This is a genomic window from Parapusillimonas sp. JC17, from assembly GCF_052180245.1.
In the GTDB taxonomy this organism is placed as follows: domain Bacteria; phylum Pseudomonadota; class Gammaproteobacteria; order Burkholderiales; family Burkholderiaceae_B; genus Parapusillimonas.
In genome coordinates this window covers 508303-535267 of sequence record NZ_CP197474.1, presented here as the reverse complement: position 1 = coordinate 535267, position 26965 = coordinate 508303, and the positions used below count along the sequence as shown (strand labels likewise).

The window sequence follows — 26965 nt, the reverse complement described above, 5'->3', positions numbered from 1 at the left end:
CTGCTCACCGCCACAGACGCACGTCGAAAAATCACTCAAGCCGGCAGGCCCACCGCCGACAGCTCGCCGGCTATTTTCCTGGCCTGGTCCAAAGCCAGGCGAGCGTTCACATCCAAGGACATCGTCCAGAAATAGGTGCCTACGGCAAGGCTGCCGAGCACACTGATATTCTGGACGACGCCCCCTTTCGCATCCAACAGACAGCCGGTATCGAAATCCAGGCTGAATCCCCCGTAGGGATCCGTCCTGGCAATCCCGCGCTCAAGCAGCGACTGCACCAAGGGATCCCGCGATAGCCTGACGTCGGTGGACATGCCTGTTGCGTTCACGATGCAGTCGACCCGGTGGACCGTCGTGCCGCCTGGCGCATCGGGCAGCCGGATCTCGAAACCCTTGTCCGTGGCCTTGATTTCCATATCGCTTCTGCCCGCGTGTATCCGCAAAGCGCCGCTGTCCAGATAGCGCTTGATCCTGATCGCATTGGCCATCGGAAAAGTGGCGCGGCGCGTCATCCACAATGAGCGCCATTCGGTGTAAAAACGGCGTCTTTCAGCGTCGCGCATCAGTTTCCATGCATGTTCGATCGCCTCATTGAGCGAGATGGCGATGGCTTGCCAGTTGCGCGGGAGCGTGGATGACGCCTGGATCTCCCGGTCCAGCGCTTCTTTCGGGTCGCCGCCGTATCCCATGATGTCGACGAGGTCCAGGCTGTCGCCCGAGGCGGCCAGACGCTCGCTCAAGAATGCATACAGGTCTTCAAGCGTCAATCCCCGGTCGTTGCATCGGACCTGGGCGGCGATTTCCTGTGCCGTAGGCGGGACGATGGGCGCGGGGGACGCAACCGTGCCGCGAACCGCGGGCAGGCGGCCGCTGCGGGACACGGCGAGCATGGGCCCCGCATGGCCTGATTCCTTGAGCGCGACGATGGCGTCGACGGCGCTGAGGCTGGAACCGATGATGCCCACGCTTGCGTCGCGTCCGACACGGCGGACGAGGTCCGCGACGGGGTATGGGCTATTGAAGTAAGCTTTGCAGCCTTGAAGCTCGGCGTAGCTGATGGTTGGCAAGTTGCCGTTGCACAGCACGATCCGCTTCGCCCGGAATTCGCCCGCAGATGTTTCAAGACAGGCGCTTTCGTCTTCGGCAAGCACGCCGATACCGTCGACGCGAGCCTGCACCCGGTCAATTCGTATTCCCAGCCCCTTGGCTCGCAGGCACAGCTTGTGCCATACATCGATCAAATACTCGCCAAACAGCGGCCTGGGAAGGAAAGCGCCGGCATCCAGTTCACGGATGCCATACTTTTCAAGGATCTCGGGTCCCTGGCTCTTGATCCACTCAAGAAAATGGCCACGGTTCTCTGCATACGCAGACATTCTTCCGGCGGGAATGTTCAGCAGATTCGTGGCAAGGTCCTTGGCATAAGGCTCTCCCGGGCCGACATCGGGCAGCGGCTCGAACACCGCAACCCGCAGCGAGCCGCTGTAATCCGCGCGATCGAGCTCCGCCACGAATTGCGCCAAGAACGACATCGCGGTGGAGCCCCCGCCCACGACGGCCAGGTCTATCGGTTTTCCCATGTTTGCTCCTGTGCGAACCATGCGGCGACGGCCTTCGCCGCATGGCTCAATCCCCGTGCTTACTTCAGATCGGCGTTCTTCACGACATCAGCCCAGATGGCGACCTCGGCAGAAAGCGCCTGGTAGGTTTCATCGGGCGCACTCGGAACCGCGTCGGCACCCTGCCCTGCCATGGCCTTCTGGACGGACGGCTCATTGGCGGCCTTCTTCATGGCGTCGGACACCTGTTTGCGTATCGGCTCGGGCGTGCCCTTAGGCGCCAAAAGCACATAGCGCGTACTGACGTCGAAGTTCTTCACGCCTTCCTCTTGCAGCGTCGGGACATTCGGCAGCGACTTCGTGCGATCTTTGGTCGTGACCGCCAGGAAACGCAATTTGGCGTTATCCACATGTCCCATGAGCGTGGGCATGGTGTCGAACACCATGTCGACCTGGCCGCCGATGAGGTCGGTCAGTGCGGGACCGCTGCCTTTATAGGGCACGTGCAACAGCTTGACGCCGGTTGCCAGCTGGAATTTCTCGGCCGTCATGTGCTGCGACGAACCATAGCCCGCCGAACCGTAGCTGACCTGCCCGTCGCGCTTCTTGACGTAGGCGATGAGCTCCTGGATGTTCTTCACCGGCAAGTCGGCGCGGACGACGACCGCCAAGGGCGTCGACGTTGCCATGGACACGCCTTCGAACGCATCGGGAAACTTGTATTGCTGCTTCTTGGACGGCAGCAGCGAATTGATGGCCAGGCTTCCCAGCGCGCCCAGCAGCAAGGTATAGCCGTCGGCGGGAGCGGCCGCCACGAACTGCGCGCCGATTTCACCTGCAGCCCCCGCCTTGTTTTCCACGACGATGGGCTTGCCCAGGATCTTGCCCAGTTGTTCCGCATAGACCCGGGCGGAAAAGTCGGTGGCCCCGCCAGGCGGGTACGGCACGATCATGCGCACCGGGCCATCGGGCCAGGATGCGGCGGAGGCAACGGTGGCAGTGGCCGCCAGCGCGACGGCAACAAGAAGGTGTCCGGCTTTCTTCAACATGGTTTATCTCCTTATCCTAAATATTGGGATTAACTTTTTAATATTTGATTTTTTGTAGGCGAATATATAACATGGTTCATGTAGTAATTGCGATAGCTTTTACGTAAAACGGGGTAGAATTCTTTTTATTTCCCAATAATTAGGATTCAAGTGGATAAAACTTTATTGAAAGGGTTAACCGTGCTGGAAGCCATCAGCCGACTCGACGACCAAGTGCAAACGCTGGATCAGATCGCCGCTGAAGTCGGGCTGACTCGCAGCAATACGCATCGAACGCTGCAGACCCTGGCTCATGCGGGTTACGTTCGCCGCGATCCCGACACCGGCGCCTATCGATGCACGCTGAAAATGTTCGAGCTTGGCGCGCGCCAGCTTGCGGGCATGGACGCCCGCCGGCTCGCGCCGCCCTTCATGCGCGATCTCGCCCGTGAAACACGGGAAACCGTCCACTTGTCCGTTCTCGACGGGCTCGACGTGGTCTATGTCGACAAGATCGACAGCGCCCAGCCCCTGCTGGCCTACTCCACCGTCGGCGGGCGAGCCCCCGCGTATGCCGTGGCCACCGGCAAGGCCCTGCTCGCCTTCCAGGCTCCGGACTACATCGAGCACTACGGCAATTCGGTTCAGAAACACACCGAAGACACCCATATCTCCATTCCCGCCCTCAAGCATGAACTGGCGGACATCGCCCGCATCGGCTATGCCATCAATCGCGGCGAATGGCGCCACGGCATAGGCGGCATTGCGGCGCCGGTTTTCAACGGCCTCGACAAGGTGGTCGCCGCGCTCGGCATTTCCGGGCCGCTGGAGCGGCTCACCAACCAGAAAATGGCGCAGTTCGCGCCCCTCGTACAACAAGCCGCGCGCAACCTGTCCGCACACATGGGTTACCGCGGCGGCTATTTCGGCATCGCGACATAAAAGGAAATTCAATGAATCAGGAATCAACGCTGAAAGGCATACGCGTCATCGAGGTCTGCAACGTTGCCGCGGGCCCATTCTGCGGCCTGCTGCTGGCCGACATGGGGGCCGACGTCATCAAGATCGAGCAGCCCGATTGCGGCGATACCTTGCGCAGCTGGGCGCCCATCACCGACGGCTACAGCGAAAACTTCGCCTCGCTCAATCGCAACAAGCGTTCGGTCACCCTGAATCTCAAGAACGACCGCGACCAGCAGCTGGCCGCCGACCTCATCGCCCAGGCCGACGTCATCATCGAGAACAACCGCCCCGGCGTCATGGATCGCCTGGGCCTGGGCTATGACGCCATGCGCCAGCGCAATCCCGCGCTGGTCTATTGTTCGATCTCGGCCTATGGCCAAAGCGGTCCGCGCAGCCAGGAAGGCGGATTCGACCTTACCCTGCAGGCCATGAGCGGCCTCATGAGCGTCACCGGCGAGCCGGACGGCGCGCCCGTCAAATGCGGGGTCCCGGTCTGCGACTTCACGGCCGGCCTGTATGCCGCCTTTTCCATCGCCGCCGCCCTGCGCGGCGTGGCGACCAGCGGCGAAGGCACGCACATCGACGTCTCGATGCTCGGCGCCACGCTGGGCATCGCGGCCTTGCAGACATCCCAGTACTTCGGCACAGGCGTCGATCCGGTCAAGCTGGGCTCGGCCCACCCGCGCAACGCGCCCTACCAGGTGTTCCGCTGCGCGGACGGTTATTTCGGCATGGCGGCGGGCAACAACTCCCTTTGGAAATCGGTGTGTGCCGTGGTCGGCCGGGAAGACCTCGTCCAGGACGCCCGCTTCCTGAATCCCACGGATCGCGCCGCCAACCAGGACGCCCTGCGCGAACTCCTTGAAGCCATCTTTGGAACCGCCAGCGCCGAAGACTGGCTTACGCGCTTCCGGGCTGCCGGCGTGCCGTGCGCGCCCATCAACAATTACTCGGACGTACTCGCCGACCCCCAGGTCGAACACATGGAATGGGTGCGCGACCTGGAGCTTCCCAACGGCGTGCGAACCCGCAGCTTCGTCTCCCCTATCCGCTTCGACAACCGCACGGCCGGCATCCGCCTTCGGCCGCCCGCGCTGGGCGAGCACAACGAAGAAGTCTTCGCCGGTCTTCTCAAGCCTCAAACAGTGGAGTAAGCCCATGCCGGACCTGCTCACCATAGATCGCCAGCCGGGCGGCTGGACGTTCACGCTCAACCGGCCCGAGAAGCGCAACGCGCTGTCCCGGGAACTCGTCGAAGCCCTGATCGAAGGGGTCGAATCCGCACACGCCGCCGGCGCGCCCCTCCTGGTCTTTCGCGGCGCGGGCAAGAACCTCAGCGCAGGCTTCGACTTCACGGGCTACAAGGAACAAAGCGAGGGCGACCTCGTCCTGCGCATGGTGCGTATCGAAACGCTCCTGCAGATGGTCTCCGGCTCTTCCGCGCTGACCGTAGGCCTGGCACAGGGCAAGAATTTCGGCGCCGGCGTAGACCTGTTCGCGGCATGCAAGCTGCGCTACTGCACGCCGGACGCCAGTTTTCGCATGCCAGGGCTCAAGTTCGGACTCGTCCTCGGCACCCGGCGTTTCCGCAACATCGTCGGTTCTTCCCATGCGCTTTCCATACTGGGCAGCGCCCGCGCTTTCCAGGCCGACGAGGCCTTGCGCATTGGCTTCGCCACGCAAGCCGCCCCGGAAAGCGAGTGGCCCGGCCTGCTGCTGGACGCGGAACAGACCGCCGCCGCACTCCCCGCCGACACGCGGACCCGCCTGTATGCCGCACTGGACGCGAACGACGCCGAAGCCGACATGGCCGCGCTCGTGCGCTCCGCTGCCCAGCCGGGATTCAAGAACCGCATACAGCAATACCTGGCGGGATGACCCCAGGGCCTGCCAACGCAAAAAGGAGAAAAACATGTCATCCGGATTCAACAGCCCTGACAAGCACGTATCCATTCAAGAACTGGCCGCGCTGATTCCCGACGGCGCCTCGGTGGCCTTGGGAGGCAGCTTCCTGCATCGCGGGCCCTTCGCCCTGGTGCGCGAACTGGTTCGCCAGAAAAAAGCCGATCTCGAAATCGTGAAGCAATCACCCGGCTACGACATCGACCTGCTGTGCCGCGCCGGCGTCGCCACGCGCGCGCGCACCGGCATCGTGGCGATGGAGGGAAACTTCGGTCTGGCCCCTCACTACCGTAAATCGATCGAAAGCGGCGCGCTCAAGCTGGAAGAGCATGCATGCGCCACCTTGACCGCAGGCCTGCGCGCCGCCGCGTTCGGCACGCCCTTCCAGCCCTGCGCCGGGATCGAAGGCAGCCATCTCATCGACATCAATGGCTGGAAGAAGCTGGACGACCCCTACGGCAAAGGCGATCCCGTCTGGGTCATCCCAGCGATCCAGCCCGACGTCGCCGTCATCCACGCCAACGAAGTCGACGCCAAAGGCAATGTCCGCGTGCTGGGAACTTCGCACTGGGACCGCATCATGAGCCGCTCGGCCAAACGCGTCCTGGTCGTGGCCGAGCGCCTGGTGGACAGCGAAGTCTTCGAGCGACAGCCCGAGGTCACGCTGATCCCCTACTTCCTGGTGCAAGCCTATGCCGTGGTGCCGAACGGCGCGTGGCCGGGCTCGTGCTGGCCGGACTACGAAATAGACTACCCCGCCGTCGAGCGATACCTGGAACCCGGGCCCGATGCCCTGCAATCCCACCTCGACGCCGCGCCCGAAGCCCTGCCGGAGCATGCCGAATGAACGCGAACTGGACTCCCTTCTCTTATATCGTCACGAATCTGGCACGGTTCATCCGGCCCAACGAAATCACTTTCAGCGGCGTGAACTCCACCATGCCCATGCTGGCCTGCCTGATGGCAAAGAAGGCCTACGATTGGGATTTCATCTATATCAACGTGGCGGGCGGCGTGGATCCGCGCCCCTCCAAGATCCCCATCTCCAGCTCCGACCCCGTGCTCGCCGAACATACCGCGTCGGTATTCGACAATGAAGACTTCTACGACCTGTGCTGCCGGGGCCGCATGGACCTCACCTTCCTGGGCGCGGCACAGATCGACGGCGAAGGCAATGCCAATAATTCCTGCATCGGCGACTGGCACCAGCCCAAGGTGCGCCTGCCGGGCGGCGGCGGCGGAGCCGTCATGCTGCCCACCGCGCGGCGCGCCTGCACCTGGCGCACGGAACATTCCCCGCGCACCTTCGTTGATACCCTGCATTTCCGGACTTCATGGGGCGGCTTCCATGGCGTGGCCACGCCCATCGCCGTGTTCGTGAAGAAGAACGGCCGCCTGGCGCTGCAATCCTGGCATCCCGAATCTAGCCTGGACGAAGTCCAGGCCCGCACCGGATTCCAGTTCGATAGCGAAGGAGCCCGGCCCACCGAGCCGCCGACCCAGCGCGAAATCGATGCGCTGGCCGCCCTGGACCCGGACGGCGCATTCGAGCGCGACGCCGCCGTGGCCTTGCGATAGGAGCCGCCCGATGCATGACGACGACACCTGCCTGCTGAATGCCTATCCATCGCTGTGGCGATCGGAATCCTGGGCATCGCGCCCCGCACTGAGCGCAGCCGACGGCGGCAGTGCCATATCGTACGGAGCCTTGTCCGACCGGGTCGGCGCCATGGCGGGCAGCCTGCGCCGGGCCGGCGTACAGCCCCGGCAGCTGGTCGCGCTGGCCATGGAGCGCTCAGTGGAAAGCGTGATCGCCATCCTGGGCATCATGGCCGCGGGCGCCTGCCCCTGCCCGCTCGAACCGCGCCTGACCCGGGAGGAAATCCGCGACCGGCTGCGCTCGGTGGGCGCCGCAACCGTGCTGGCGGACGCGGCAAACCTGGACAGTCTGAGCCTCGTCGACGGCCTTTGCCTGTTGCGCATCGAGGCGCTCCCCGAAGCGCCGCCATACTGGGCCGACAACATACGGGCCGACGACCCGGGCCTGCTGCTGTTCACTTCCGGCAGCACCGGGCGGCCCAAGGGCGTGTTGCTCAGCCACAAAGGCTTGCTCAACAATGCCAGGGGGGTCGTTCCGTCAACGGGCTTGACGCAACGCGACAAGCTGCTGCATGTCATGCCCCTCTACCATACCAACGGGCTCAACAACCAGATTTTCAGCCCCTTCCTGGCGTGCGCCCACGTCGTGCTGGCCGACCGCTTCCGCGCGTCGGACATGCCCAAGCTGCTGGACACGCACCGCCCCACCATCATCACCGGCGTGCCCACCATGTACTCCCGCATGCTCGATCTTACGTTCACGGCGGAAAGCCTGGCCGCCCTGCGCTTCGCGCGCTGCGGCTCCGCGCCCATCACCCGCGAGTTGCACGCCCGGATAGAATCCCTGCTCAAGTGCCCGCTGGTCGTGTCCTATGGCTTGTCCGAAGCCACCTGCACCTCGACCATCAACCCGCCGGCACAGCGCAAGATCGGCTCCATCGGAAAAGCCCTGTCTCACCAGCGGGTATACCTGAGAGCCAGCGACGGCACCGTCATCGACCAGACCGGCACAGACGGCGAGATATGCATCGAAGGAGACAGCCTGATGCTGGGCTACCTGGGCGTACAAGAGGACGGCGTGCTCGAACCCTCCGCAGCCGTCCTGCGCAGCGGCGATCTTGGCCGCATGGACGAAGACGGCTACTTCTACATCACGGGCCGGCTCAAAGACGTCATCATCCGCGGCGGGGAAAACATATCCCCCGCCCTCATCGAACAGGCCATCAGCGCATGCCCGGACGTGCGCAGCTGCTGCGTGGTGGGCAGGCCGGACGCCGACCTGGGCGAAGTCCCAGTCGCGTTCGTGGTGCCATCGGATCCCAACCGGCAGGATAAGGCGCGCATCCAGGCCATCGTCAGCGAACGCCTGTCGCGCATCTACCGATTGGAAGACGTCTACTTCGTCGATGCGCTGCCCGAGAATTCCGTGGGCAAGATCGACCGCAAGGCCCTTACCCGTTCTTTGGCGCAGGAGGCATGACTCGATGGGCACCGATCGTTTATTGAATACCGTAGCGAGCCTGACACGCTTGATGGAAGGCCGCGCCCCCGGCGACGAAGCCGTACTGGACCAGGCCCGCGACCTGATGAGCAGCCTGGTCGAGCAGGACGACTGGCTGCCCGACGCCTTCGCCCAGCCTCATCCCGAGTTCTACAGGCAATACCTGCTGTACGGCGACCCGCTGGACCGTTTTTCATTGGTCAGCTTCGTTTGGGGGCCTGGGCAGAAAACGCCGATCCATGACCATACCGTGTGGGGCGTCATCGCCATGCTGCGGGGCGCCGAACTTGAACAGCACTACCGCCGAACCAATGAGGGCATGGTGGCCGTCGGCCCGGAAAGCCGGCTGGAACCGGGCGAAGTCGCCTGTGTGTCTCCTACAATAGGCGACGTCCATCAAGTCAGTAATGCCTACGCGGACCGGGTTTCCATCAGCATACATCTGTACGGCGGCAATATCGGACGGATACGCCGCGCGGTATATGATCGGCAAAGCGGTGAACCCAAGGCGTTCGTCTCGGGGTATTCGAATGCGGTGGCGGCTAATTTGTGGGCGGTTGAATAGGGTTTTTTTGCCTCAACGATATGGAACTGTCCAGTTATGCGTGTAGTGCACGGCGCGGGCTTTGAAGAACTGAACCGCAGCCTGACCGCCTACATACAGCATTTGGTATTGTCCCGGGCCAAACCCATGGAGCCGGTACCAACCGTCACGACTTTGCAGGAGCTTGCCATGTTGATCAGTGAAAAGCCGGGCATCTGGGCTCGGCAATGGGAACAGGAAGGGATTCAGAAAGGGCGCAAGGAAGGCATGTAGGCAGGCCAGGCCGCTCTGCTGGAGTGTAATGACCCACTGATTTTCTGCTCAGGTGATAATTGAAGGAATCACGATGAGTATGAAGATGGACGAAGACATCAAACGCTGGACGGCCAAGCGCAAGGGCGCGCTGGTGCTGGACATTATTCAGGGCAAGACTACGGTCTCCGAGGCCAGTCGTTCCTACGACCTTTCCCCTTCCGAAGTGGAGAAGTGGGTGGACGATGCCAAGCGCGGTATGGAGAATGCCTTGCGGGCCAACCCGTTGGATGTCAAAGAGCAATACGAACGCCAGATCAAGGACTTGCAAGAAGCGTACGGCGAAGCGATGTTGGAGCTGCGCGCAAGAAAAAAATTGCAGTCCCTGTTGGGCGAGGACGAGAAGTGATCGAGACGATCCGCCAGGGACTGAAGGAAGATGGCTTTACCGTCTCGATCTCCAAGCTGTGCCAGTGGTTCGGAATTCCCCGGCGCACGGTGTATTACAAACCGACGAAGGCGGCGCCGAAGATCAACCCTGAGCTTGCTGAGCCGATCAAGGCGATGATCGAAGAGTCGCCGTCGTTTGGCTACCGCACCGTCGCGGCGTTGCTGGGCATGAACAAGAACACGGTCCAGCGCATCTTCCAGCTCAAGGGCTGGCAAGTGAAGAAGCGAGCCATTGGGCTCAGGCCACGCATCCAGACGTTGCCGTCAGTTGCCACAGCGCCCAACGAACGCTGGTCAACGGATCTATGCCGTATCTGGGCGGGCCGTGATGGATGGGCAACCCTGGCGCTGGTGATCGACTGCCATACGCGTGAGTTGCTTGGCTGGCACCTGTCGCGTAGCGGCAAGGCGACTACTGCGGGCAGCGCCCTGGAGCACGCACTGATTGCCCGCTTCGGGACACTGGGCCGTGTGCCAGAGCCGTTCTTGCTTCGGTCGGATAACGGGCTTGTTTTTACCAGCCGAAGTTATACCCAGCTGGCTCGCAGCTATGGCCTACGCCAGGAGTTCATCACGCCCCATTGCCCACAACAAAACGGCATGGTCGAACGAGTCATCAGAACGCTTAAAGAGCAATGTGCCCACCGGCACCGCTTTGAAACCTTGCAGCATGCCAGCCGCGTGATCGGCGACTGGATACGCTTTTACAACCACCGACGCCCACATCAGGCGTTGAACATGAAAACCCCGGCTGAAGCCTTTGCATTAGCCGCTTGAGCTGAGCAGATACTGCTGGGTCATTACATGGCGACGATCTTGTCGTCAAAGCCGGTGAAACGGCGTTCGTGTTTGGGGATCAGCAGCGGCTCGAAGCTGCCGTCGCGGTCGCGAGGCACCTCGATGCGGATCGGGCCGTCCTCGGTCAGGACCGTCTTGGCACCCTTGCCATTGCGCTGGTTGGTGACCGCCGCTGGCTTGGCGGCTCCGGCCGGGTAGCCCAGGTGATGGTTCATCTCACCGGCCAGGGCGCGCTCGATCAGCGCCTTCTTGAAGGCCAGCGATGCAGCATTGATGGCTTCGGCCGTCATCGGGCCGTTACCGAACGACTCCAGCAGTTCTGGGGCAATGGTCGGCAGCGTGGTCGCTTGGGTTCTTGGTTTGCGTGGCATAGACACTCCTTGGCGTCATGTTATGCCTCAAACACGAAATTACTGACAGGCCCCCAGATCGCGTTCCGGCCTCCACCTCTTGGAGTTGAACCCATTTCAACAGGGTGTAGGCAGCGCAGCCGATCTTGGGCACAATGGACTGTACTGCCGCCCACTGAGACGGGTACTCACCGCGATGTTCCTGCACCAGCCGTACGGCACGCTCACGGACTTCAGGGGAAAATTTGTTGCTCTTGCTCATGGCTTCATTCTCTCAAGAATTGAAGCCTCCTCAAAATCCGGTTCGATTCACTGTCAAACGAAGCCTGAGCTTCTTTAATCAAAGAGATTCGATTAGCGCCTGATCGAATCTCTTTGACGTTTAGCTACAGTAGTTTCGGCCTAATCGCTTATTAAGACGCCTTAACTTATGCGCTCAAATTTACAGCACGCTATCGCTACCTGAAGTCAGAAAGAAATCATTGACCTCGTACTGGCCATCTCCCTGCACACCAACTAATATAATATGGAAGCTTCCCACAGCTTCGAATTCGCCTGTTGCAGTAAATGAAAGAGTGTACTGCTCTGCATTTTTATCTAATGTCCATCCGCTCTCCTCTGCATTGACGTGCTTTTGTGAGGAAACAGTTGATTTATCTGCTCCGTTCACAAATGTGGTGTCACCCTCGATAACCACAGCGATCCTGTCTGTTCCAACAGTAAAATTGTGAATAATATCTGTTCCAACGGCAACTTGTGCGTTTGCCTTTGTGGGAGCAATTTTGTATAGGAAGACATCCTTCTGGTTGGATGCTACAAGAATGTCGTTACCACCTAGCCCTTCAAGAATGTTAGCATTAGCCGCATCGGCAAACTGACTCGCCCAGCTGGTGTAAGTGTGTGTCTGAAACCATTTTGGCCAACCGAGAGTTCCGCTGTCTATGCTTTCCGCGTAGCGTCCTGTGCCTGCGTCCAGAGACGTTTGCGAGCCCGCAAAAATCAAGTCGTTTCCGTCTATGCCATCAGTTGCTCCAGTGCCACCGCGCAGCCAATCTGCGCCATCTCCACCAACTATGATGTCGTTTCCTTGATTGGATATAGAATCGCCCTGTATGTAATCATTACCGCCGCTGCCGAAAATCGTTTGTGTTCCGTCTGAACCTCGTAAGTCGTCTTCGGCGTCTGTACCAACGAGTACATTCGTACCTTTGATCTCTTTCAAGCCGGTGGCTGAACCGTTGTTGATCGCGGGCTTGCCACCGTCGGTGTATGTATTACCTGAAATATCGACATCACCGATGATCTTTTTCGGAGTAAGGCCAATGTCCTCAACAACACTATTGTTAAAAGCATTGTTCGTTACATGCAGCACAGCAGGCCCATCGGTGCCTATTCCGACATCGTTTCCGTTAAACGTAGCGCTTTTTATTAATAGCTTATTGTTTGGATTGCCATATACGCCGGTGACCCAACCTTCGAACGCTGCGCCGTCAACGTTAATTGTCGCTGCAACGCCCGTTTGCATTTCTATTGCTCTCGCCTGCGCATCTCTATTTTCTTCTTTAGCAGACACAAACCTTGTGCCGACGACGGACACATCGTCTGCTGTCCTTACGTAGATGGCATGCTCACCACTTACGGCTGTTTTGGCCGCGCCCTTAGCGATCTCTCCCCCGAAGAAGCTAACGCCCCCTTCGTCTAGCTGGATGTCGAATCCGCCGGTAAGTCTAACTCCGCTGTTAATCACGATACTTAAACCGCCTTTCGTGATTGTCCAAGCGCTATCAGAGGTGTCGTTAGCTCCGACAAGTATCGTATTGAATGCTGCTGATTCCGCGTGAGCGCCTGTGAGCGTTTCACCAAAGGAGGTTTTGACGACTTGCGGACCGTGTCCGTTCGCCTCAACAACGCTTCCCGCTCCAACGCTGAGAACGATAGCTGTTTCCCCATCAGCAAAATCGTAGCTGGCTTTGACACCGCTGCGCTCGAACATGCCGCCAGTCGCGGAAGCAATGAATTTAATATCACCCGTTGCAGTGCCTTCGAATATAAGGTTTCCACCTGAGTCAGAACTCACGGTAAACGTGGGGCTACCAGCTCCCCCGCCCCCACCCTGTGTCGGGCCCGGCGGAGCAGGCGGCGTAAACACCGGCGGCAACACAACATCCGGCGGCACAACCACCGTCGGCGGAATCACCAGTTGCACCCCCATTGGCGGCACGAAATCCAGTGGAATCGGCGTATCAGACGGCGGCGTCCACCCAACCGGCGGCTGGAAAGTTGGCAGGAATGGTGCGACCTCACCTACCCGTTGCAGCGCTCCCGTAATGTCTCCCGAGGACAGCGCCTGCTGGAAGGTGTTGTCGTTGGCGAATACACCAAGATTCACGCCATTACCCAAGTCGCGTCCTTCGGCCGCGCCATAGACCATCAGGTGCTCCATGGCGCTAATAAAGCCGTTCTGAACGGCTTCGGCTATATCGGGGTTAGCCTGAAGGTATGCGCCCAGGTCAATGGACGGATTGAACGGACGTGGCTCACTTTGCCCATAGGCAAGGAAATGCTGGACAGCCGTCATGGCGCCGGCCTGAACCGCCGCCGCAACGTCGGGGTTTTGAAGCAAATAGAACGCCTCGTCGAAAAGCGCGGAGGGAGCTCTGCCCTCGCCTCCTCCATATTGCATGAAATGATCGTAGGCGGTGGTTTCCCCACGGGCGACCGCGGCCGCCACATCCGGGTTTTGTTCTAGGTACAGATCAACATCGAACAGTGGCCCCATGGAACGGCCCTCGGCCTTGCCATATTGCTCGAAGTGCTGGAAAGCATCTACCAAGCCCTGAGCGACAGCTGCCGCTACGTCGGGGTTGTGATCTAAATACCATTTAAGGCTGAAAATTTTAAGCTCAGTTGCCATAGCGGTCTCCTAATTACGCCGTCGCTGAAACTATAGCCTCATATATATAGATATTTATAAATATAGTTACATATGAGGATGACGCAATCTTACCGGAAATTTTCTATCGCACAAGGGCTTAAGTCAAAATTCCTATATAAAAACCAATAAGTTATGAAACATTTCGACTGATGACAAAGAGCTTCGTTATTTTTCTAAAATAGAATTGGGCGCTTACTGATTCATAGGTCTTTGTAACGCTGCGGCATAGAAAGGTGGAGCCGTGTGGATGGCTCGACCTGTCTTAGGCAATTACGAGAAAGTCCATGTAGTCGAGCGCTGGCTTAGACGAAAGCTGGGCAATGAGCATCTGACCTGCGGAATCAGATCCATCCGGGTCGTAATACAAGTTGCCGGTATTGGTATGGTAAATAATGCGGTGCTCGCCCGTTGCAGCCGCACCGTCACAGCCAGTCGCCAAGAATGCCGCAGCATTCAGAGCCCCCTGCTCTAGCAGCTCGGCAAAAACGGACAGGGATAAATGTATTTTATCGACGCCAGCCGTCTTGAAATCCGTTAGTTGATCGGCTTTGCTCTTACTGTTCAATACGACGATATCGTTGCCGGCGCCTAAGGTTATGGATTCGACATGGAGTGCACTACCTATCACTGTGTCGTTGCCGGCTCCGACATTTATGCTTGTTGTAGAACCGTGACCCGCCACGATTGTGATTTGATCATCGTTGCTGGAACCGTTCACCATTTCGATGCCGGATAGTTCGAGCTCGATAGTGCCAACCGATGCGGATAGATTCAAGGTGTCATAGTCGCTTCCGCCGTGGAAAGCGAAATAGCTCGCTGGGGCATCGAGCGTAATGCTGTCATAGCCATCGCCGCCGTCGACTTTTTCAACGTTACGGACCGTATATGCGCCATTGTGGTTCGTCATCAGCTTAAGATAATCATTGCCTTCTTTACCGTCGATAATCAGACCGTTGGCTTGGTTAACTAGCGTAATCACGTCATCGCCGCTACCACCGTTGACTTCACTTATGTGTGTCAACGTCAATTCGATCGAGGGATTTCCACCGTCCGCGAGTGTCAAGGTATCACCACCAGTTCCATCAAACTGAAAAGTGGCTATGGTTTCTCCAAGCGCTATCATGTCCACAGACGGGAATACGCTCTGCGCGCTCTCCACGTTCTTCAATGTGGCGGTATTGGCGCCGTTATACGCCAAAATAACCTTATCTACGCCTGCCCCACCGTCAATAAGGATGCCGTCAGCTTGATTGATGAGCCGTAGCTCATCATTTCCCGATCCACCTTTCACCTCAGCAACACTCTTCAAGGCGAGCCTAAGCACATTGCCGTCATCAGCAAGCACCAGCTTGTCCGCACCGCCAACACCATCAAAACTAAGCAATTGACTCCCGGTTAGTGCCGTCGCCAGCCTCAAGGTTTCCGTCGCTGCGCTTCCTTGTATCTGAGTATTCAACACCATCGGCACCGTGACATCGGCCGTCACCCCACCACGACTGAAAGACCCGTCGCCGTCGCCATTAATCGTCAGGACAATATCTCCCGTAGCCGACCCACCGAAGGTCACGATGTTGGGGATATCGTCGGACGCGACATGCACGGTAAAAGTCGGCGGCACACCTCCGCCATCGTCTGGAACCACAGGCTTCTCATACACATCGGGCAGTACCATGCCGGCGGGCACGATCACACCATCCGGCACCACAAGTTTCATGCCGGCCGGCGGTGTAAAGTCCGTGACGATGGGCGTATCAGGCGCAGGTGCCCAATTCGCCGGAGGCTGAAAGCCGGGCAGGAAAGGCGCAACCGCCGCCATGCGCTGCAAGGCGGCTTCCGCGTCGCCCACTGCCAGCACCTGGTTGAAAGCCGCATCGTTCTTGAAGATATCCAGCGTGACACCGTTGCCGAGATCGCGGCCTTCATGCACGCCATAAAGCATCAGATGCTCCAGGGCGGACATGTCGCCACGCTGCACGGCGTCGGCGACATCATCGTTCGCGCGCAGATAGGCGCCCAGGTCGATGAAGGGATTGATGAAACGCGGCTCCCCCTGCCCATAGGTCAGAAAATGCCGGACGGCTCCTGCTTGGCCCTCTTGCACCGCAGCCGCCACATCGGGATTTTGAAGGAGATAAAAATCCAGGTCGAACAAGGCAATGGGCGCTCGCTCTTCGTCTATGCCCCAGTTCACAAAGTGCTCGTATGCGCTGGTTTCGCCACGCTGAACCGCCGCGGCCACGTCGGGATTCTGGACAAGGTACAGGTCCGGATCAAAAAGAGGTCCCGGCGCACGGCCCTCGGTTTGGCCATAAAGCTGGAAATGATCTTGCGCAGAGAACAGACCTTGATCAACGGCCCGGGCAATATCAGGGTTATGATCCAGATACCATTTTTCATTGAACAGAAAGGGTAATGCCATGTCGTCAAGGCCTCGGCTCGTGAATACTCATTCGGGCACCAGGCATATGTTTGTCGACAGCCCTACAATACGCATGGAAAACCCAGAAATGCGATGCAAATCATCGCGCGGGGTAAAAATTCTAGAGGCAGGCAAGGCACAGAGCAAGAAAAAATGAACACTGTTGACACCCCTGTTGCGCCATTGCTGCCAAATGAACCCCGCATATCCGACCCTGCAACGCAAGCCGCGCTTACCCATCGGTTCCTGACGCCTGCGCTGCAGGAGCTTGAGGCTCTGTTCAAGCATATCCGCAGTCTGGTGGACGAAGAGCTGCAGTACACGCCCTCAAATTACGCCAAGCCCTATCCCATAGGCCGCTGCCTGGAAATTACCCTGGCCGCCCAGGAAAAACTGCAGCGCCTGGACGCCGGCAAGCTGCCGCCCCCGGCTGCACAGGGCTATGCCGCGTTGCGCGACTTCCTCCAACATGGAGGAAGCGCCCGTCAAGTATGGGGCGATCTGCGGGGGGAGTTTTTTCAGAATGCCTTTCTGATGGGCACTCTATATATTGATGTGTCCAACGACACGGTGACGCCGACCAAGCCCAAGATCGAGATCCTGCCTTTCGACCAGGCGCGCTTCGCGCCCATACGAGACTACCTGCACTATGCGCGCATGACGCGTCAGTATTGGGGCGCATACGTCTTTGCCAACCATATCCTGCCGGACCTGGCGCCTTATTTCCCCCTGATCACTGCCATACCCGGCGGCCATGTGCGGCTGGAGTCCGATTTTCACTACATGCTGGCGCTGGTGCATGCTCGGCGTTTCGAGCCCAGCCTGGAAGTGCTGAAGGCGCCGCCTATGGAGACGCAGTTCTTCGATGCATTCAGGGGAGCGGTGTTGGGTCTTGCTGAAATGACGGTGGCATCGACGCCGGTTGAAGGCCGGGCGCTGGCGCTGGAAAATTGCCGCCAATTCCAGACGGAGGAACGGCGGCATGGGGATAAGCGGGAATTGGCGGCGATTCGGCGCGCGCGGGCGGCCAATGGAAAGCTGGCTGGGTTGAATGTCAGGCTGCGGAGCTAGTGTTCACGCTAAACCACACCGAATATGAAGCTGCCTTCATCGACAAGAATGCCGATGATTCCCTGGATGGCGGCACTATCTCCCACGTTGTCCGAATCAAGACGAATGCTCCAGTCTGGATCCGACGGATACGAAAATGCCACACTCAATGGACCTCCCTCCATCAAATCGGGGCCGTCGGGTTCTATTAGATAGAGGGTAGATTCTAGACCTTTGCAGTTGACCGTATCGATCGCTTTCAGCATGACATTGTATTCGTCGTCTGTGACGATATTGCTTAAGATCAGCGTCGTGTCCCCTGCCGGGCCAGCGCCATCCAGATCCAGACAGAATATAAAGTCAACGTAATGCGACGTATCGCCCATCTCTACCAGATCGCTCTGCTTGATGGTCAGCGACACCACGCTACCTGCTAGGTCCGCCTTGTCGCTGATGGACCATGCGGTCAAATCCAGGAGGTCGTTGAACACCGGACCAGCCGTATACCCCCAGGTCGATGTCAAGGTCATGTTCTGAATTTCGATGATCGCCCCTTCCATAGGGGGCGGCAGGGTGATCAAGTGATCGGATTTGCGCTCGCCGGGATCTGTGCGTAGATCGCTTTTATTACCTTCGTCAACATCCAATTCCGCCAGTTTCAGCCTCAGCGCTTCAGCCTCATACCCAGCCAAGTCCGAATAAACAAATCCGGCTGCTTCGCCATTACCTTTTAGCTCTGCAATATTCAGTTCCAACGAGCCCTGTCCGGCCACCACAAGAGTAGATAGGCTTCCGTCCAGCCCCGATCCGGATGCACCATTACCGCTAAAGCTGTTGATGCTGCTGTCACCCATCGCCCAAATAAGCAGACTGGAGATGTTGGCGGAAACCTCGTGTGCGCCATCCACTGCGGTGATGGAAAAACGGTCCAGATGAGCGTTCCACAACGCCAAGAACTGCTCCGACCCACAGCCACACGGTTCCATCGGTTCCTGATACACAACGACGAAATCATGCTGGGCGCTTTCGTCGATGTCGACAGCAGCCAAGAACAATGGCGTCGGGTCCTCATCATCTATCACGACCGGCACGTTGATTATGGCCAGGTCAGCAGTGGATTGCGTGTTGATTATTGCAGTAATGCCTGCTGAATTGATTAGATCCAGACCAATGGTGCCCGGATCGGCACTCCCGGCTTGCGCCGTCAAACTCAGCAAAGGTATGTTCAGCAGGAAAGGCGCGTACTTCTCGTTTAGTGGCTGGTCCAACGTGGCATACAGTACTGATTCGCTGCAACCACATCCCGCATCAATCGTCAGATGATCCGTCAACGCCGCGGAGCTTGTCGCAAAGAAATGATTTTCACCAAGCTCTGCATGGACTATTTGCCATTGGCTGGCCGACAAGTCTGCCAGCTTGATGAAGTTTTCCGTGTCAGGCGTGTGATATTCCGGCACGTAAGGCTTGAGCGGATAGGGGTTGTCGCACGTTCCCCACGGCCCAGGCCCGGGGTAAGGATCGGGATCAGGTCCTGGAGGATCAGGATCCGGCGGACCATAATCCGGCAAATAAGGCGCCACCTCTGTCACCCGCAGCAAGGCATCAACTATCTTCCCCTCGGCCAGCAGGCGAAGGAATACCGGATCCCCATCCATCATTCCGAAGTCGATGCCGTTGCCCAAATCGCGCTTCTCGCGGATGCCATAGAGCATCAAATGCTCCATGGCGGACATTTCGCCGTCCTGCACCGCGCGATACACGTCGGGATTGGCGCCCATGTAGGCGCCAAGGTCGATGATGGGCGTCACGATGCGGCCTTCGTATTGGCCGTACTCCACGAAATGCTGAATGGGCGTGAAGTCTCCCGCGCGTACCGCTTGAGCGACGTCCGGGTTATGTGTCAGGTAGTAGCTCGCATCGAAGAGGGCGATCGGCGCCCTGCCTTCGAACATGCCGAAGCTCAGGAAGTGATCATAAGCCGTGGTTTCACCTCTAGACACCGCAGCGGCGACGTCGGGATTGTGGCGAAGGTAGTACTGGACGTCGAGCAACGGCCCGGGAGAACGGCCTTCGTGGATGCCGTATTGAAGAAAATGCTCCAGCGGATCGAGCAGGCCTTGAGCAGCGGCTTCCGCGACATCTGGGTTGTGGGTAAGGTACCACTCCCGGTTGAATAGGGGCGTCGTAACGAGCATAGGGGCTCCCGCGCAGTGCTATATGTGTCTTAAATTTTATATATGTAACTATTCATGTGCAACCCTGGAGATAAATGCGATACCGGTTTGATGTGTTCTATCGTGCTATGGCGGGGTTTAACCAACCTTGATTGGCGCCATATTTATAGCTGAATAAGCAAAGGTGATGACTATGGATGCCATTTACGCCGATTACTCCATCAGCATGTCCGAATTCAAGAAGAACCCGGCGCAAGTGCTGCGCACAGCCGGTGAAAAGCCCGTGGCCGTGCTCAACCACAATCGCCCGGCCTTCTACATGATCACACCCAAACGCTTCGAAGCGTTGATCGAAGAACTGGCCGACCGTGATCTGGTCGATCTTGCCCGTCAACGCCTGACAACGGTCGACAGCGCCATTGAGGTCAATCTTGACCAGCTCTGATGTAGCAGCCGAAGCAACGACATACCGGCTGAAGTTTTTACCCGCTGCGCTGGACGAATGGAACGCATTGGATGGTAGCGTCAAGGTGTGCTGGCCGCAGCCAAGCGTGACGACATGACGGTTTACCGTGCAGCAATCGAGCGCCTGTTGTCAGACAAATAAGCCTTTGAGCCGCTAAGATGCGATCTTTTGCATATTTGAAGATATATTTTGCAATATATACATATCGTTAAATATGTATCAGCCGAAATTTATCTTGAAAGTAGTGCTCGGAAAACCATGGAAAACCACTAGATCGCCGGAATTAGGCCCAAATTACCGTCATAGTCATGTAACAAAAATGCCAGCCCGATTCGGGCTGGCATACGATTTACTGCAAAAGGTATCGGGCTCAGTGCAATAGCACGCCCAGGGTCGTGGCCTGAGGCTCGGGGCTGTCCAGCCATGGCAGGTCCAGCGGCAAATGCCATTGAGCGTCCTGCGCCTTCTTGATCAGTAGCTCTATCAATTGGTGCACATGGTCGTCCGACAATGGCATGGCAAATACGGGCTCATGCGCGCTGGCCTGGGTCATGGCTTGAGGCATGGGCAGGCCTTTGAAGGCCAGTATCAATTGCTTGTCGTCCAGCTTGATGATCAATTCCGTCGCTAGGTAGATGGGCACTGGTGCTTCCGTCGCGGTCGCTTCGGCGGCGTCCGCCCTTTCGCTGTCGCCGGCTTGCAGGCTGGCCGATTCCTCGGCGGCCTGGTCGGTGTCGCGTTTGGCTTGCATGGCTTTCTGGTGGGCCATTTGCAGGACTTCTTGCCAGTATTCAGCGGGCGTCTGATCCAGCCCTGTCAATTCGGGAAGCTTGGTCAGCAGCTGATGCAGGACGATCATGGTCATGCGCCGGGTCAACAGCATGTGCACGGGTCCATGGTTGGGCCTTTCGGCGTTGACGATCAAGCGGTCTTCGTACGCGCTGAATACGATGTTGATGTTCGTGCTTAGCGGGTAGCTGATGTCGGTGGTTTCTGCCGTGGTGGTCATGGTTGCTGCCTCTGGGTTTATGCCTGTAATGGCCTGATTGCTACGATAACATTGTGGGGGTTTTGGGGGGTCAGACCCCATGCGGGGTCTGACCCCTCAGTACGTTCCCTAGGCGGCGCGGCATGTGGTGGAAAGCTACGTGGGGCGCTGATGGCCCTGACGAGGACCACACGACGCTGAATTGTGCGATTAATTCAGCAAGCAGGCGAAGTCGTCGGGGAGATTGAAGGGGTCAGACCCTATAGGGTCTGACCCCGGGCGGCGGTTTTGGGGTCAGACCCCGCATGGGGTCTGACCCCTGGACGAGATGGCGGGCGTTGAAGAACCTGGGGTCTGACCCCTGGCCCCTCCTCACGGGTGAAACTTCTCCCACCAGTGGCGCGCGATTTCCTGTCGCTGGCAGACCCAGACGTCGGAGAAGCCGGCGATGTAGTCCAGGAAGCGTTCCAGGCCCACCGATCTTCCAGGGTGGCCGATGAGCCGCAGATGCAGGCTGACGGTCATCAGCTTGGGATGGGTGGCGTGCGCTTCCCGCCGCAGCACGTCGAAGGCGTCCTTCATGTATTGGAAGAAATCGTCGCCGGTCAGCATGGCGCCGCGTATGAACTTGGTGTCGTTGTTGACCAGGCCGTGCGGGATCACGAGGTGGTGCTTGCCTTGCACCGTCGTCCAGTAGGGCAGTTCGTCGTTGTAGGCGTCGGAATCGTACAGGAAGCCGCCATGCTCGACGACCAGGCGGCGGGTATTGACGCTGGGGCCGTACCGGCAATACCAGCCTTCGGGCTTGCGGCCGATGGTTTTTTCTATGCTTTCGACAGCACGCCGGATGCGCTCTCTTTCCATGTCTTCCGGCATGTCCTGATGATGCTCCCAGCGCCAGCCATGTGCGCATACATCGTAGCCGCGTTCGCGTATGCGGGCGCAGACTTCCGGATTGCGCTCCAGGGCCAGGGCGCAGCCGTAGATGGTTGCCGTCATGCCGCGCTCGGCAAGCAGGCGGTCCACGCGCCAGAAACCGACACGGCTGCCGTACTCGAACATGGATTCCGCAGCCAGGTCCCTGCCCTTGCCGGGGCTGCCGCCTTCCGTCAGGCCGGTTTCGCTATAGGCATCGCCGTCCGGAATGGAAGGCTCGCTGCCCTCTTCATAGTTGATGACGAAATTCACCGCCAGCGCGGCGCCGGACTTCCATTGCGGGTCGGGTGGATTGGCGCCGTATCCGACGAAATCACGATTCAAATGACTGGGATTGCCCATGCCTGCTCCTACTCGCTATGCTCATCGCTTCTGAGGCATGCCTGCACGGGCTGCCCCAGCGTAAAAAACACATCATCATCCTTGTTGCCCGTCAGGCTCATGGCCACGATGAAATCGGTGGGCGTGTCGAACACCGACAGGCCGTAATGCCAGACATTGCGCCGATAGGTGACGCCCTGGCCCGGCCGCGAAACAAACGCTCGGAAGGAGGCGGGGTCCGGCAACCCGTCTTCGCCGCTCAGGCACACGACGATGAGGAAATGGGCCGGGCCCATGGGTACGAAGGTCTGCGTGGAAAAAGGATGGCGCTCCATCCACTCTATCACCAGGGGCATGCGCGTCGGCGTCATGACCCGGCTGATCCACATGGAGGGTTCGCTCGCGGCGGCCTGGCCGCGAAACGCTTCGGTAATGTAATGCCGCCGCCCTTCCCCCGTATGTTCGATCACCGTGCCAAAGGGTTCGAAGGCGGCCGCCGTCAGCGGCTCGGCCTCGATGCTCAACAAACTAACCGCCATGTTCGTTCCTTACTCCAAATGCTGCGAGAAAACCTTCGGCAATATTCTCAAGATGCTTCCTCATCAGGTCCCTGGCCTGGTCCGGGTCGCCCCCGGCCAGTGCATCCACTATCGCCAGGTGCTCGCTGCTGGCCTCGGCGTTGCGTCCAGGCACGCGCTCCACATTCGAAATGCGTATGCGGCGCCGCGCGTCCTTCAGGATCGCCGAGAGAGAGCGGTTGGAACAGTATTCGCAGACCAGGTCGTGCATCTCGTCGCCGGCGTGCCAGGTTTCGATGCGGCCGTCGGTCGCGAGCTCCGGATCCATGATCGCCGCCCGCACTTTCTGCAGCAGCGCCGGCGGGATGCGCCCCGTCGCCAATGCGGCGGCCTCGGGCTCGAGGATGCGGCGCACGTACAGCAGCTCCAGGACCTCGCCCACGTCGATCTCGCGCACGATCGTCGTGCCGTTGACCAGCCGCACCAGATAGCCTTCGCCCAACAGGCGATTCAATGCATTTCTAAGCGGGGTGCGCGAAATGTTCAGCGCGGTGGACAAGCGGCGCTCGTCCAGCACGGATCCCGCACCGATCTGCCGCGTTTCTATCCAGCCCAGGACGGTGCTGTAGGCACGCTCGGTGGCGGTAGCCGCGGGCTGCGCAGGCTCCGAATAGAGAATTTCCGAATTGGCCATTGACCCTCACTTATGACGAAAACCAGGCGCCGAGTCCGGTTAGCTTAACTCTGCGCAGCGCCCGGCGACCGCCCCTTATTTACGTTGCTTCACGGTTTCCAGATGCCAGGCGAAGCCGTACAAGGATGGCGTCCACGACTCCACCCGTTTGCCGGCCACGGCAACCTGGCTCTTCATCGCGACGGGATGATTGACGAACTCCCCGTGCATCTTCTTGTTCAGGGCACGCAGCTCGGTTTCCAGCTCATCCGCCTTGTGCAGGGTGATCAGCTTGTTCCATTGCTGGTTGATGGTCGGAAGATCCCAATATCCCTGGATGAGACCCCCGACTTCCTGGCCGATGACGCCCACACGCAGGTTGGGCAGCACGGTGGGCCGCACGCCTGGCGCGTTCAAGTATAAATGCGCGGCGTACTGGGTTTCCCAGCGCTGCGGTGTGGAAGCATAGCGCGGGCGGAAGGCGCCGAACTCCATGGGCGTGACTTCCGTCTTGAAGCCGGCGGCGCGCAGGTAGCCGTCCACCAGCTCCATGATCTCGGGTGCCTCAGGAATGGAGACGGTACGCACCGACCAGATCTTGACGGTGGTGCCCTTGTAGCCGGCCTTTTTCAGCAGCTCGGCCGAACGCTTCGGATCATAGGCGTAGGGCTTCTGCTCGGGATCGAAACCCATGGACTGGTCCACCGGCCAATAGGCCGAGGAAATGGGCTGCGCCGTACCCTCCGGATAGATGTGCTTGAAGATGGTGGGCATGTCTATGGCCCTGACCAGGGCTTCCCGGAAGTCCTGCTTGTGGCAAAGCATTTCTTGCTGCCAGCAGCCATAGAATTCCAGCGACGCGATCGCCGCGCCCTTGGCCGTCAGTACGGTCAATCCGGCTGCGCGCGCATCGTCGGCCTGACGCGGGTCGACGAACGCCATATCGGCCTCGCCGGAGCGGATCATGGACAGGCGCGTGCTGGGCTGGCTGCGCGGCACGATGCGCATGGACGCGAAGTCGGGTATGCGGTCCTTATCCCAGTAATCGGTATTGGCGTCAAGCGTCATCTCGACGCCGCGCGAGAACGACGCATATTTCCAGGGCCCGGTTCCGATGGGGTCGCCGACCAGCTCGAAGCCCTCGGGCGTGGCGCGGTAGTTATGGCGGGCCAGCATGCGAATGTCGCCGTCGCGAGCGCTCAGTATGGCCAGATACAACGGATCCGGCGATTTGAGCTGGATCACCACCGTATGCGGATCCGTCGCTTTGACGGATTCGATGGACTGCAGCAGCCGGCAGAACGTGCAGATGGCGTCCTTGGCGACGAAGCGCTCGGCCAGGCTGAACACGACGTCATCGCTGGTGAACGGTTTGCCATCATGCCATTTGACGCCCTGGCGCAGCTTGAGGGTGTAGGTCTTCGCGTCGTCGCTCATGGTCCAGGATTCGGCCAGGCCGCGCCCAGGGGCAAGCGAACCGTCCGGCGCCGTCCCGATGAGGGGGTCGTTGATATGGCCCGTGTACTGGAGATCCTGGGTCGACGTCTTGCCCAGATCAAGCAGCTCGCGTCCGAAATTGGGAACGACCACCGTGAACGTGCCCGTCGGGGCCGCCATGGCCGTAGCGCCGGCTACCCATAGCGCCCCCGCCAGTATCGCCTTGTATATGACTGCTGATTTCATCATGTCTTCCTCTTGTTGCCCCAAGCTTCAACGGATCGCAGACCTATCCTTGGGAATCTCTCCGCCTTCGTCGCCCGGTCTGCGGATGCGGGCGGCGGAAATCAAAGTTTCGGTATAGGCGTGCCGCGGACGCGTGAATAGCGACTCAGCTTCGGCCTGTTCCACGATACTGCCTCGGTACATCACCGCCACGCGGTTCGCCAGATAGCGAACCGTGGCGAGATCATGGGAAATGAGCAAATAGCTCATGCCCAGTGATTCCTGTAGATCCTTGAGCAAATTCATGATTTGCGCGCGCACCGATACGTCCAGGGCCGACACGGGCTCATCGAGGACGATCACCTTGGGCCGCACGGCGATGGCGCGCGCGATGGCGATCCGCTGGCGCTGGCCGCCGCTGAATTCATGAGGAAAATTATTGGCCGCCGCCCGTTCAAGGCCGACGTCGTCCAGCGCGCGGGCCACGGCTTCGGCCGCGTCATGTGCCGTCCAGCCATTCAAGCGCAAGGGTTCGGCGATCAGCTGCCGGACCCGCATCCGCGGATTCAGGGAACTCCATGGATCCTGGAACACGGCCTGAACGGAGGACCGGTATTGTCGCCGCTGTGCGCGCGTTGCCTGATGCAGCGCGATGGTGTCGTAACGGATCACGCCGGACGTGGGCTGCTCCAGATCGAGCAGCATCCGCGCCGTGGTGGTTTTTCCGCAGCCCGATTCGCCCACGAGCGCAAGCGTCTCCTTGGGCCTGAGCTGCAGGCTGAGTCCGTTGACCGCGACGACCGGAGCATGCTTGGCCCGTTGAAGAACGCCGCCCGAGCGCGGGAAATGCTTGACGAGATCCTGGGCTTCCAGCACGAACTGTTCGGACATGTCAGTCTCCCTCTCGCCAGCAACTGACGGTATGGCCGGGCCCCGCATCCTTCTGAGGCGGAACGTCCTTCAGGCAGCGATCCATCACATAAGGGCAACGCGGCGCGAATGCGCAGCCCCGCACATCTGAGAAGATCGAAGGCGGCTGGCCGGGTATCGTATACAGGCGCTCGTCCTTGTGGTCCACGTCGGGCACCGACTTCAGCAGGCTCTCGGTATAAGGATGGCGCGGCGCATTGAACAGGATCCGCGTGGGCGCGGTTTCGACGATGCGGCCGGCGTACATCACGGCAACCCGGTCGCACATGCGCGCCACCACCGCGAAGTCGTGGGTCACGAACAGGATGCTCAAGCCCTCTTCCCGCTGTATGCGCTTGAGCAGGTCCAGGAAAGCCGCCTGCACGGTGACGTCGAGCGCGGTGGTGGGCTCATCGGCAATCAGCACGGACGGCGAGCCCGCCATTGCGATCGCCCCCACCACGCGCTGGCGCATGCCGCCGCTGAAATGATGGGGATAGGCCGACAGCCCCTGCTCGGGATTGGGAATCTGGACCCGCTCCAGCAAGGCGGCGGCGGCCTTCTTCAGCTCAGAACCTTGCAGGCCCTTGTGCAGGCGCAGGGATTCGAACAGCTGATCGCCTATCGTCAGCACGGGATTCAAGGCGCGCATGGGATCCTGCAGGATCATGCCGATCTTCTTGCCGCGGTAGGCGCGCATTTCCGCATCGGAAATCCGCAGCAGATCTTCGGATTCGAACAGGACCTCGCCGCCCGTGACGCTGGATGCCGGCTTGGGATTCAGCCGCAGGACGGACAAGCATGTCAGGCTTTTACCGGAACCCGATTCACCGACCAGACCCAGGGTTTCGCCGGGATACAGATCGAACGACACGCCCTTGACGGCCAGGCCCGTTCCCCGCTTGCTCTGCAGTTGCGTGGTCAGGTTGCGGACGCGCAGCAAGGGCTCACGTGTTGAGTAGTCCATC

24 protein-coding genes and 2 pseudogenes are annotated in these 26965 nt (G+C 59.5%); 12 read left to right on the top strand and 14 right to left on the bottom strand.

Annotation, left to right across the window (positions count from 1 at the left end; all coding sequences use genetic code 11):
• Positions 1 to 35: 35 nt before the first annotated feature.
• Entirely contained in the window at positions 36 to 1580 is a 1545-nt protein-coding gene (locus ACSBPU_RS02540; RefSeq protein WP_442595315.1) for an FAD/NAD(P)-binding protein, read from the bottom strand.
• Between the two features lie 59 nt (positions 1581 to 1639).
• Entirely contained in the window at positions 1640 to 2608 is a 969-nt protein-coding gene (locus ACSBPU_RS02535; RefSeq protein ID WP_180070122.1) for a tripartite tricarboxylate transporter substrate-binding protein, read from the bottom strand.
• 150 nt (positions 2609 to 2758) lie between these two features.
• On the opposite strand from ACSBPU_RS02535, the gene ACSBPU_RS02530 reads away from it, so the two are divergent.
• The 10 genes from ACSBPU_RS02530 (at position 2759) to ACSBPU_RS02485 (ending at position 10575) form a co-directional block, all read left to right on the top strand.
• Positions 2759 to 3529, top strand: a complete 771-nt coding sequence (locus ACSBPU_RS02530) for an IclR family transcriptional regulator (protein ID WP_442595313.1) — start codon at positions 2759 to 2761, stop codon at positions 3527 to 3529.
• Between the two features lie 11 nt (positions 3530 to 3540).
• Complete coding sequence (locus ACSBPU_RS02525) at positions 3541 to 4704, top strand: CaiB/BaiF CoA transferase family protein (RefSeq protein ID WP_442595311.1); 1164 nt, start codon at positions 3541 to 3543, stop codon at positions 4702 to 4704.
• Positions 4705 to 4708: 4 nt separating this feature from the next.
• Positions 4709 to 5428 (top strand): enoyl-CoA hydratase/isomerase family protein, encoded by a 720-nt coding sequence (locus tag ACSBPU_RS02520; RefSeq protein ID WP_442595309.1) that lies wholly within the window; start codon positions 4709 to 4711, stop codon positions 5426 to 5428.
• A gap of 34 nt (positions 5429 to 5462) precedes the next feature.
• Positions 5463 to 6299, top strand: coding sequence for a CoA transferase subunit A (locus ACSBPU_RS02515; protein ID WP_442595307.1), 837 nt, complete (start codon positions 5463 to 5465; stop codon positions 6297 to 6299).
• Entirely contained in the window at positions 6296 to 7030 is a 735-nt protein-coding gene (locus ACSBPU_RS02510; protein WP_442595305.1) for a CoA-transferase subunit beta, read from the top strand. Before ACSBPU_RS02515 ends, ACSBPU_RS02510 begins: the two co-directional genes overlap by 4 nt.
• Before the next feature lie 10 nt (positions 7031 to 7040).
• On the top strand, positions 7041 to 8531 hold the full coding sequence (locus ACSBPU_RS02505) for a class I adenylate-forming enzyme family protein (protein WP_442595303.1): 1491 nt from the start codon (positions 7041 to 7043) through the stop codon (positions 8529 to 8531).
• Positions 8532 to 8535: 4 nt separating this feature from the next.
• Complete coding sequence (locus ACSBPU_RS02500; protein WP_442595301.1) at positions 8536 to 9117, top strand: cysteine dioxygenase; 582 nt, start codon at positions 8536 to 8538, stop codon at positions 9115 to 9117.
• Between the two features lie 36 nt (positions 9118 to 9153).
• Positions 9154 to 9369: a hypothetical protein gene (locus tag ACSBPU_RS02495; RefSeq protein ID WP_442595299.1), complete on the top strand. Its 216-nt coding sequence runs from the start codon at positions 9154 to 9156 to the stop codon at positions 9367 to 9369.
• Between the two features lie 73 nt (positions 9370 to 9442).
• Entirely contained in the window at positions 9443 to 9757 is a 315-nt protein-coding gene (locus tag ACSBPU_RS02490; protein ID WP_442595297.1) for a transposase, read from the top strand.
• A complete protein-coding gene (locus ACSBPU_RS02485; protein ID WP_442594452.1) occupies positions 9754 to 10575 on the top strand; it encodes an IS3 family transposase in 822 nt (273 codons plus the stop codon). Before ACSBPU_RS02490 ends, ACSBPU_RS02485 begins: the two co-directional genes overlap by 4 nt.
• Before the next feature lie 26 nt (positions 10576 to 10601).
• Here the strand turns inward: ACSBPU_RS02485 and ACSBPU_RS02480 are convergent.
• The 4 genes and pseudogenes from ACSBPU_RS02480 to ACSBPU_RS02465 all read right to left on the bottom strand — a co-directional run.
• Positions 10602 to 10967: pseudogene (locus ACSBPU_RS02480) on the bottom strand (transposase); the annotation flags it as partial.
• 52 nt (positions 10968 to 11019) lie between these two features.
• Positions 11020 to 11208 (bottom strand): annotated as a pseudogene (locus ACSBPU_RS02475) (IS3 family transposase); the annotation flags it as partial.
• Positions 11209 to 11388: 180 nt separating this feature from the next.
• Positions 11389 to 13860, bottom strand: a complete 2472-nt coding sequence (locus ACSBPU_RS02470) for a hypothetical protein (protein ID WP_442595295.1) — start codon at positions 13858 to 13860, stop codon at positions 11389 to 11391.
• A 283-nt stretch (positions 13861 to 14143) separates the two neighbouring features.
• Positions 14144 to 16300, bottom strand: a complete 2157-nt coding sequence (locus ACSBPU_RS02465; RefSeq protein ID WP_442595293.1) for a hypothetical protein — start codon at positions 16298 to 16300, stop codon at positions 14144 to 14146.
• A 153-nt stretch (positions 16301 to 16453) separates the two neighbouring features.
• Here ACSBPU_RS02465 and ACSBPU_RS02460 point away from each other — a divergent pair, with 153 nt between their 5' ends.
• Positions 16454 to 17371 carry a hypothetical protein gene (locus ACSBPU_RS02460; protein WP_442595291.1) on the top strand — a complete coding sequence of 306 codons (918 nt, stop codon included), beginning with the start codon at positions 16454 to 16456 and terminating at the stop codon, positions 17369 to 17371.
• An 8-nt stretch (positions 17372 to 17379) separates the two neighbouring features.
• Here ACSBPU_RS02460 and ACSBPU_RS02455 read toward each other — a convergent pair whose 3' ends face one another.
• Entirely contained in the window at positions 17380 to 19545 is a 2166-nt protein-coding gene (locus ACSBPU_RS02455; protein WP_442595289.1) for a hypothetical protein, read from the bottom strand.
• Positions 19546 to 19717: 172 nt separating this feature from the next.
• On the opposite strand from ACSBPU_RS02455, the gene ACSBPU_RS02450 reads away from it, so the two are divergent.
• Positions 19718 to 19969 (top strand): type II toxin-antitoxin system prevent-host-death family antitoxin, encoded by a 252-nt coding sequence (locus tag ACSBPU_RS02450; protein ID WP_442595287.1) that lies wholly within the window; start codon positions 19718 to 19720, stop codon positions 19967 to 19969.
• A 391-nt stretch (positions 19970 to 20360) separates the two neighbouring features.
• Here the strand turns inward: ACSBPU_RS02450 and ACSBPU_RS02445 are convergent, their stop codons facing one another.
• From ACSBPU_RS02445 to ACSBPU_RS02415, 7 genes are all read right to left on the bottom strand, one after another.
• Positions 20361 to 20999, bottom strand: coding sequence for a hypothetical protein (locus ACSBPU_RS02445; protein WP_442595285.1), 639 nt, complete (start codon positions 20997 to 20999; stop codon positions 20361 to 20363).
• 351 nt (positions 21000 to 21350) lie between these two features.
• The gene (locus ACSBPU_RS02440; RefSeq protein ID WP_442595283.1) at positions 21351 to 22256 is read right to left on the bottom strand and encodes a polysaccharide deacetylase family protein; all 906 of its coding nucleotides are present in this window, start codon (positions 22254 to 22256) and stop codon (positions 21351 to 21353) included.
• Between the two features lie 8 nt (positions 22257 to 22264).
• Positions 22265 to 22774: an ureidoglycolate lyase gene (locus ACSBPU_RS02435; protein WP_442595281.1), complete on the bottom strand. Its 510-nt coding sequence runs from the start codon at positions 22772 to 22774 to the stop codon at positions 22265 to 22267.
• A complete protein-coding gene (locus ACSBPU_RS02430) occupies positions 22764 to 23447 on the bottom strand; it encodes a GntR family transcriptional regulator (RefSeq protein WP_442595279.1) in 684 nt (227 codons plus the stop codon). The genes ACSBPU_RS02435 and ACSBPU_RS02430 overlap by 11 nt, the downstream gene beginning before the upstream one ends.
• A gap of 75 nt (positions 23448 to 23522) precedes the next feature.
• The gene (locus tag ACSBPU_RS02425; RefSeq protein ID WP_442595277.1) at positions 23523 to 25112 is read right to left on the bottom strand and encodes an ABC transporter substrate-binding protein; all 1590 of its coding nucleotides are present in this window, start codon (positions 25110 to 25112) and stop codon (positions 23523 to 23525) included.
• Positions 25113 to 25136: 24 nt separating this feature from the next.
• Complete coding sequence (locus ACSBPU_RS02420) at positions 25137 to 25979, bottom strand: ATP-binding cassette domain-containing protein (protein ID WP_442595275.1); 843 nt, start codon at positions 25977 to 25979, stop codon at positions 25137 to 25139.
• 1 nt (position 25980) lies between these two features.
• A complete protein-coding gene (locus ACSBPU_RS02415; protein WP_442595273.1) occupies positions 25981 to 26964 on the bottom strand; it encodes an ABC transporter ATP-binding protein in 984 nt (327 codons plus the stop codon).
• Position 26965 lies beyond the last annotated feature (1 nt).

Bases quoted from the DNA above. Each gene is read 5' to 3' on its own strand.
- ACSBPU_RS02460 (WP_442595291.1), top strand. From the start codon at position 16,454: ATGAACACTGTTGACACCCCTGTTGCGCCATTGCTGCCAAATGAACCC.
- ACSBPU_RS02455 (WP_442595289.1), bottom strand. From the start codon at position 19,545: ATGCTCGTTACGACGCCCCTATTCAACCGGGAGTGGTACCTTACCCAC.
- ACSBPU_RS02515 (WP_442595307.1), top strand. From the start codon at position 5,463: ATGTCATCCGGATTCAACAGCCCTGACAAGCACGTATCCATTCAAGAA.
- ACSBPU_RS02525 (WP_442595311.1), top strand. From the start codon at position 3,541: ATGAATCAGGAATCAACGCTGAAAGGCATACGCGTCATCGAGGTCTGC.
- ACSBPU_RS02465 (WP_442595293.1), bottom strand. From the start codon at position 16,300: ATGGCATTACCCTTTCTGTTCAATGAAAAATGGTATCTGGATCATAAC.
- ACSBPU_RS02420 (WP_442595275.1), bottom strand. From the start codon at position 25,979: ATGTCCGAACAGTTCGTGCTGGAAGCCCAGGATCTCGTCAAGCATTTC.
- ACSBPU_RS02425 (WP_442595277.1), bottom strand. From the start codon at position 25,112: ATGATGAAATCAGCAGTCATATACAAGGCGATACTGGCGGGGGCGCTA.
- ACSBPU_RS02445 (WP_442595285.1), bottom strand. From the start codon at position 20,999: ATGACCACCACGGCAGAAACCACCGACATCAGCTACCCGCTAAGCACG.
- ACSBPU_RS02470 (WP_442595295.1), bottom strand. From the start codon at position 13,860: ATGGCAACTGAGCTTAAAATTTTCAGCCTTAAATGGTATTTAGATCAC.
- ACSBPU_RS02510 (WP_442595305.1), top strand. From the start codon at position 6,296: ATGAACGCGAACTGGACTCCCTTCTCTTATATCGTCACGAATCTGGCA.
- ACSBPU_RS02450 (WP_442595287.1), top strand. From the start codon at position 19,718: ATGGATGCCATTTACGCCGATTACTCCATCAGCATGTCCGAATTCAAG.
- ACSBPU_RS02540 (WP_442595315.1), bottom strand. From the start codon at position 1,580: ATGGGAAAACCGATAGACCTGGCCGTCGTGGGCGGGGGCTCCACCGCG.
- ACSBPU_RS02415 (WP_442595273.1), bottom strand. From the start codon at position 26,964: ATGGACTACTCAACACGTGAGCCCTTGCTGCGCGTCCGCAACCTGACC.
- ACSBPU_RS02505 (WP_442595303.1), top strand. From the start codon at position 7,041: ATGCATGACGACGACACCTGCCTGCTGAATGCCTATCCATCGCTGTGG.
- ACSBPU_RS02430 (WP_442595279.1), bottom strand. From the start codon at position 23,447: ATGGCCAATTCGGAAATTCTCTATTCGGAGCCTGCGCAGCCCGCGGCT.
- ACSBPU_RS02490 (WP_442595297.1), top strand. From the start codon at position 9,443: ATGAGTATGAAGATGGACGAAGACATCAAACGCTGGACGGCCAAGCGC.
- ACSBPU_RS02440 (WP_442595283.1), bottom strand. From the start codon at position 22,256: ATGGGCAATCCCAGTCATTTGAATCGTGATTTCGTCGGATACGGCGCC.
- ACSBPU_RS02500 (WP_442595301.1), top strand. From the start codon at position 8,536: ATGGGCACCGATCGTTTATTGAATACCGTAGCGAGCCTGACACGCTTG.
- ACSBPU_RS02435 (WP_442595281.1), bottom strand. From the start codon at position 22,774: ATGGCGGTTAGTTTGTTGAGCATCGAGGCCGAGCCGCTGACGGCGGCC.
- ACSBPU_RS02535 (WP_180070122.1), bottom strand. From the start codon at position 2,608: ATGTTGAAGAAAGCCGGACACCTTCTTGTTGCCGTCGCGCTGGCGGCC.
- ACSBPU_RS02495 (WP_442595299.1), top strand. From the start codon at position 9,154: ATGCGTGTAGTGCACGGCGCGGGCTTTGAAGAACTGAACCGCAGCCTG.
- ACSBPU_RS02520 (WP_442595309.1), top strand. From the start codon at position 4,709: ATGCCGGACCTGCTCACCATAGATCGCCAGCCGGGCGGCTGGACGTTC.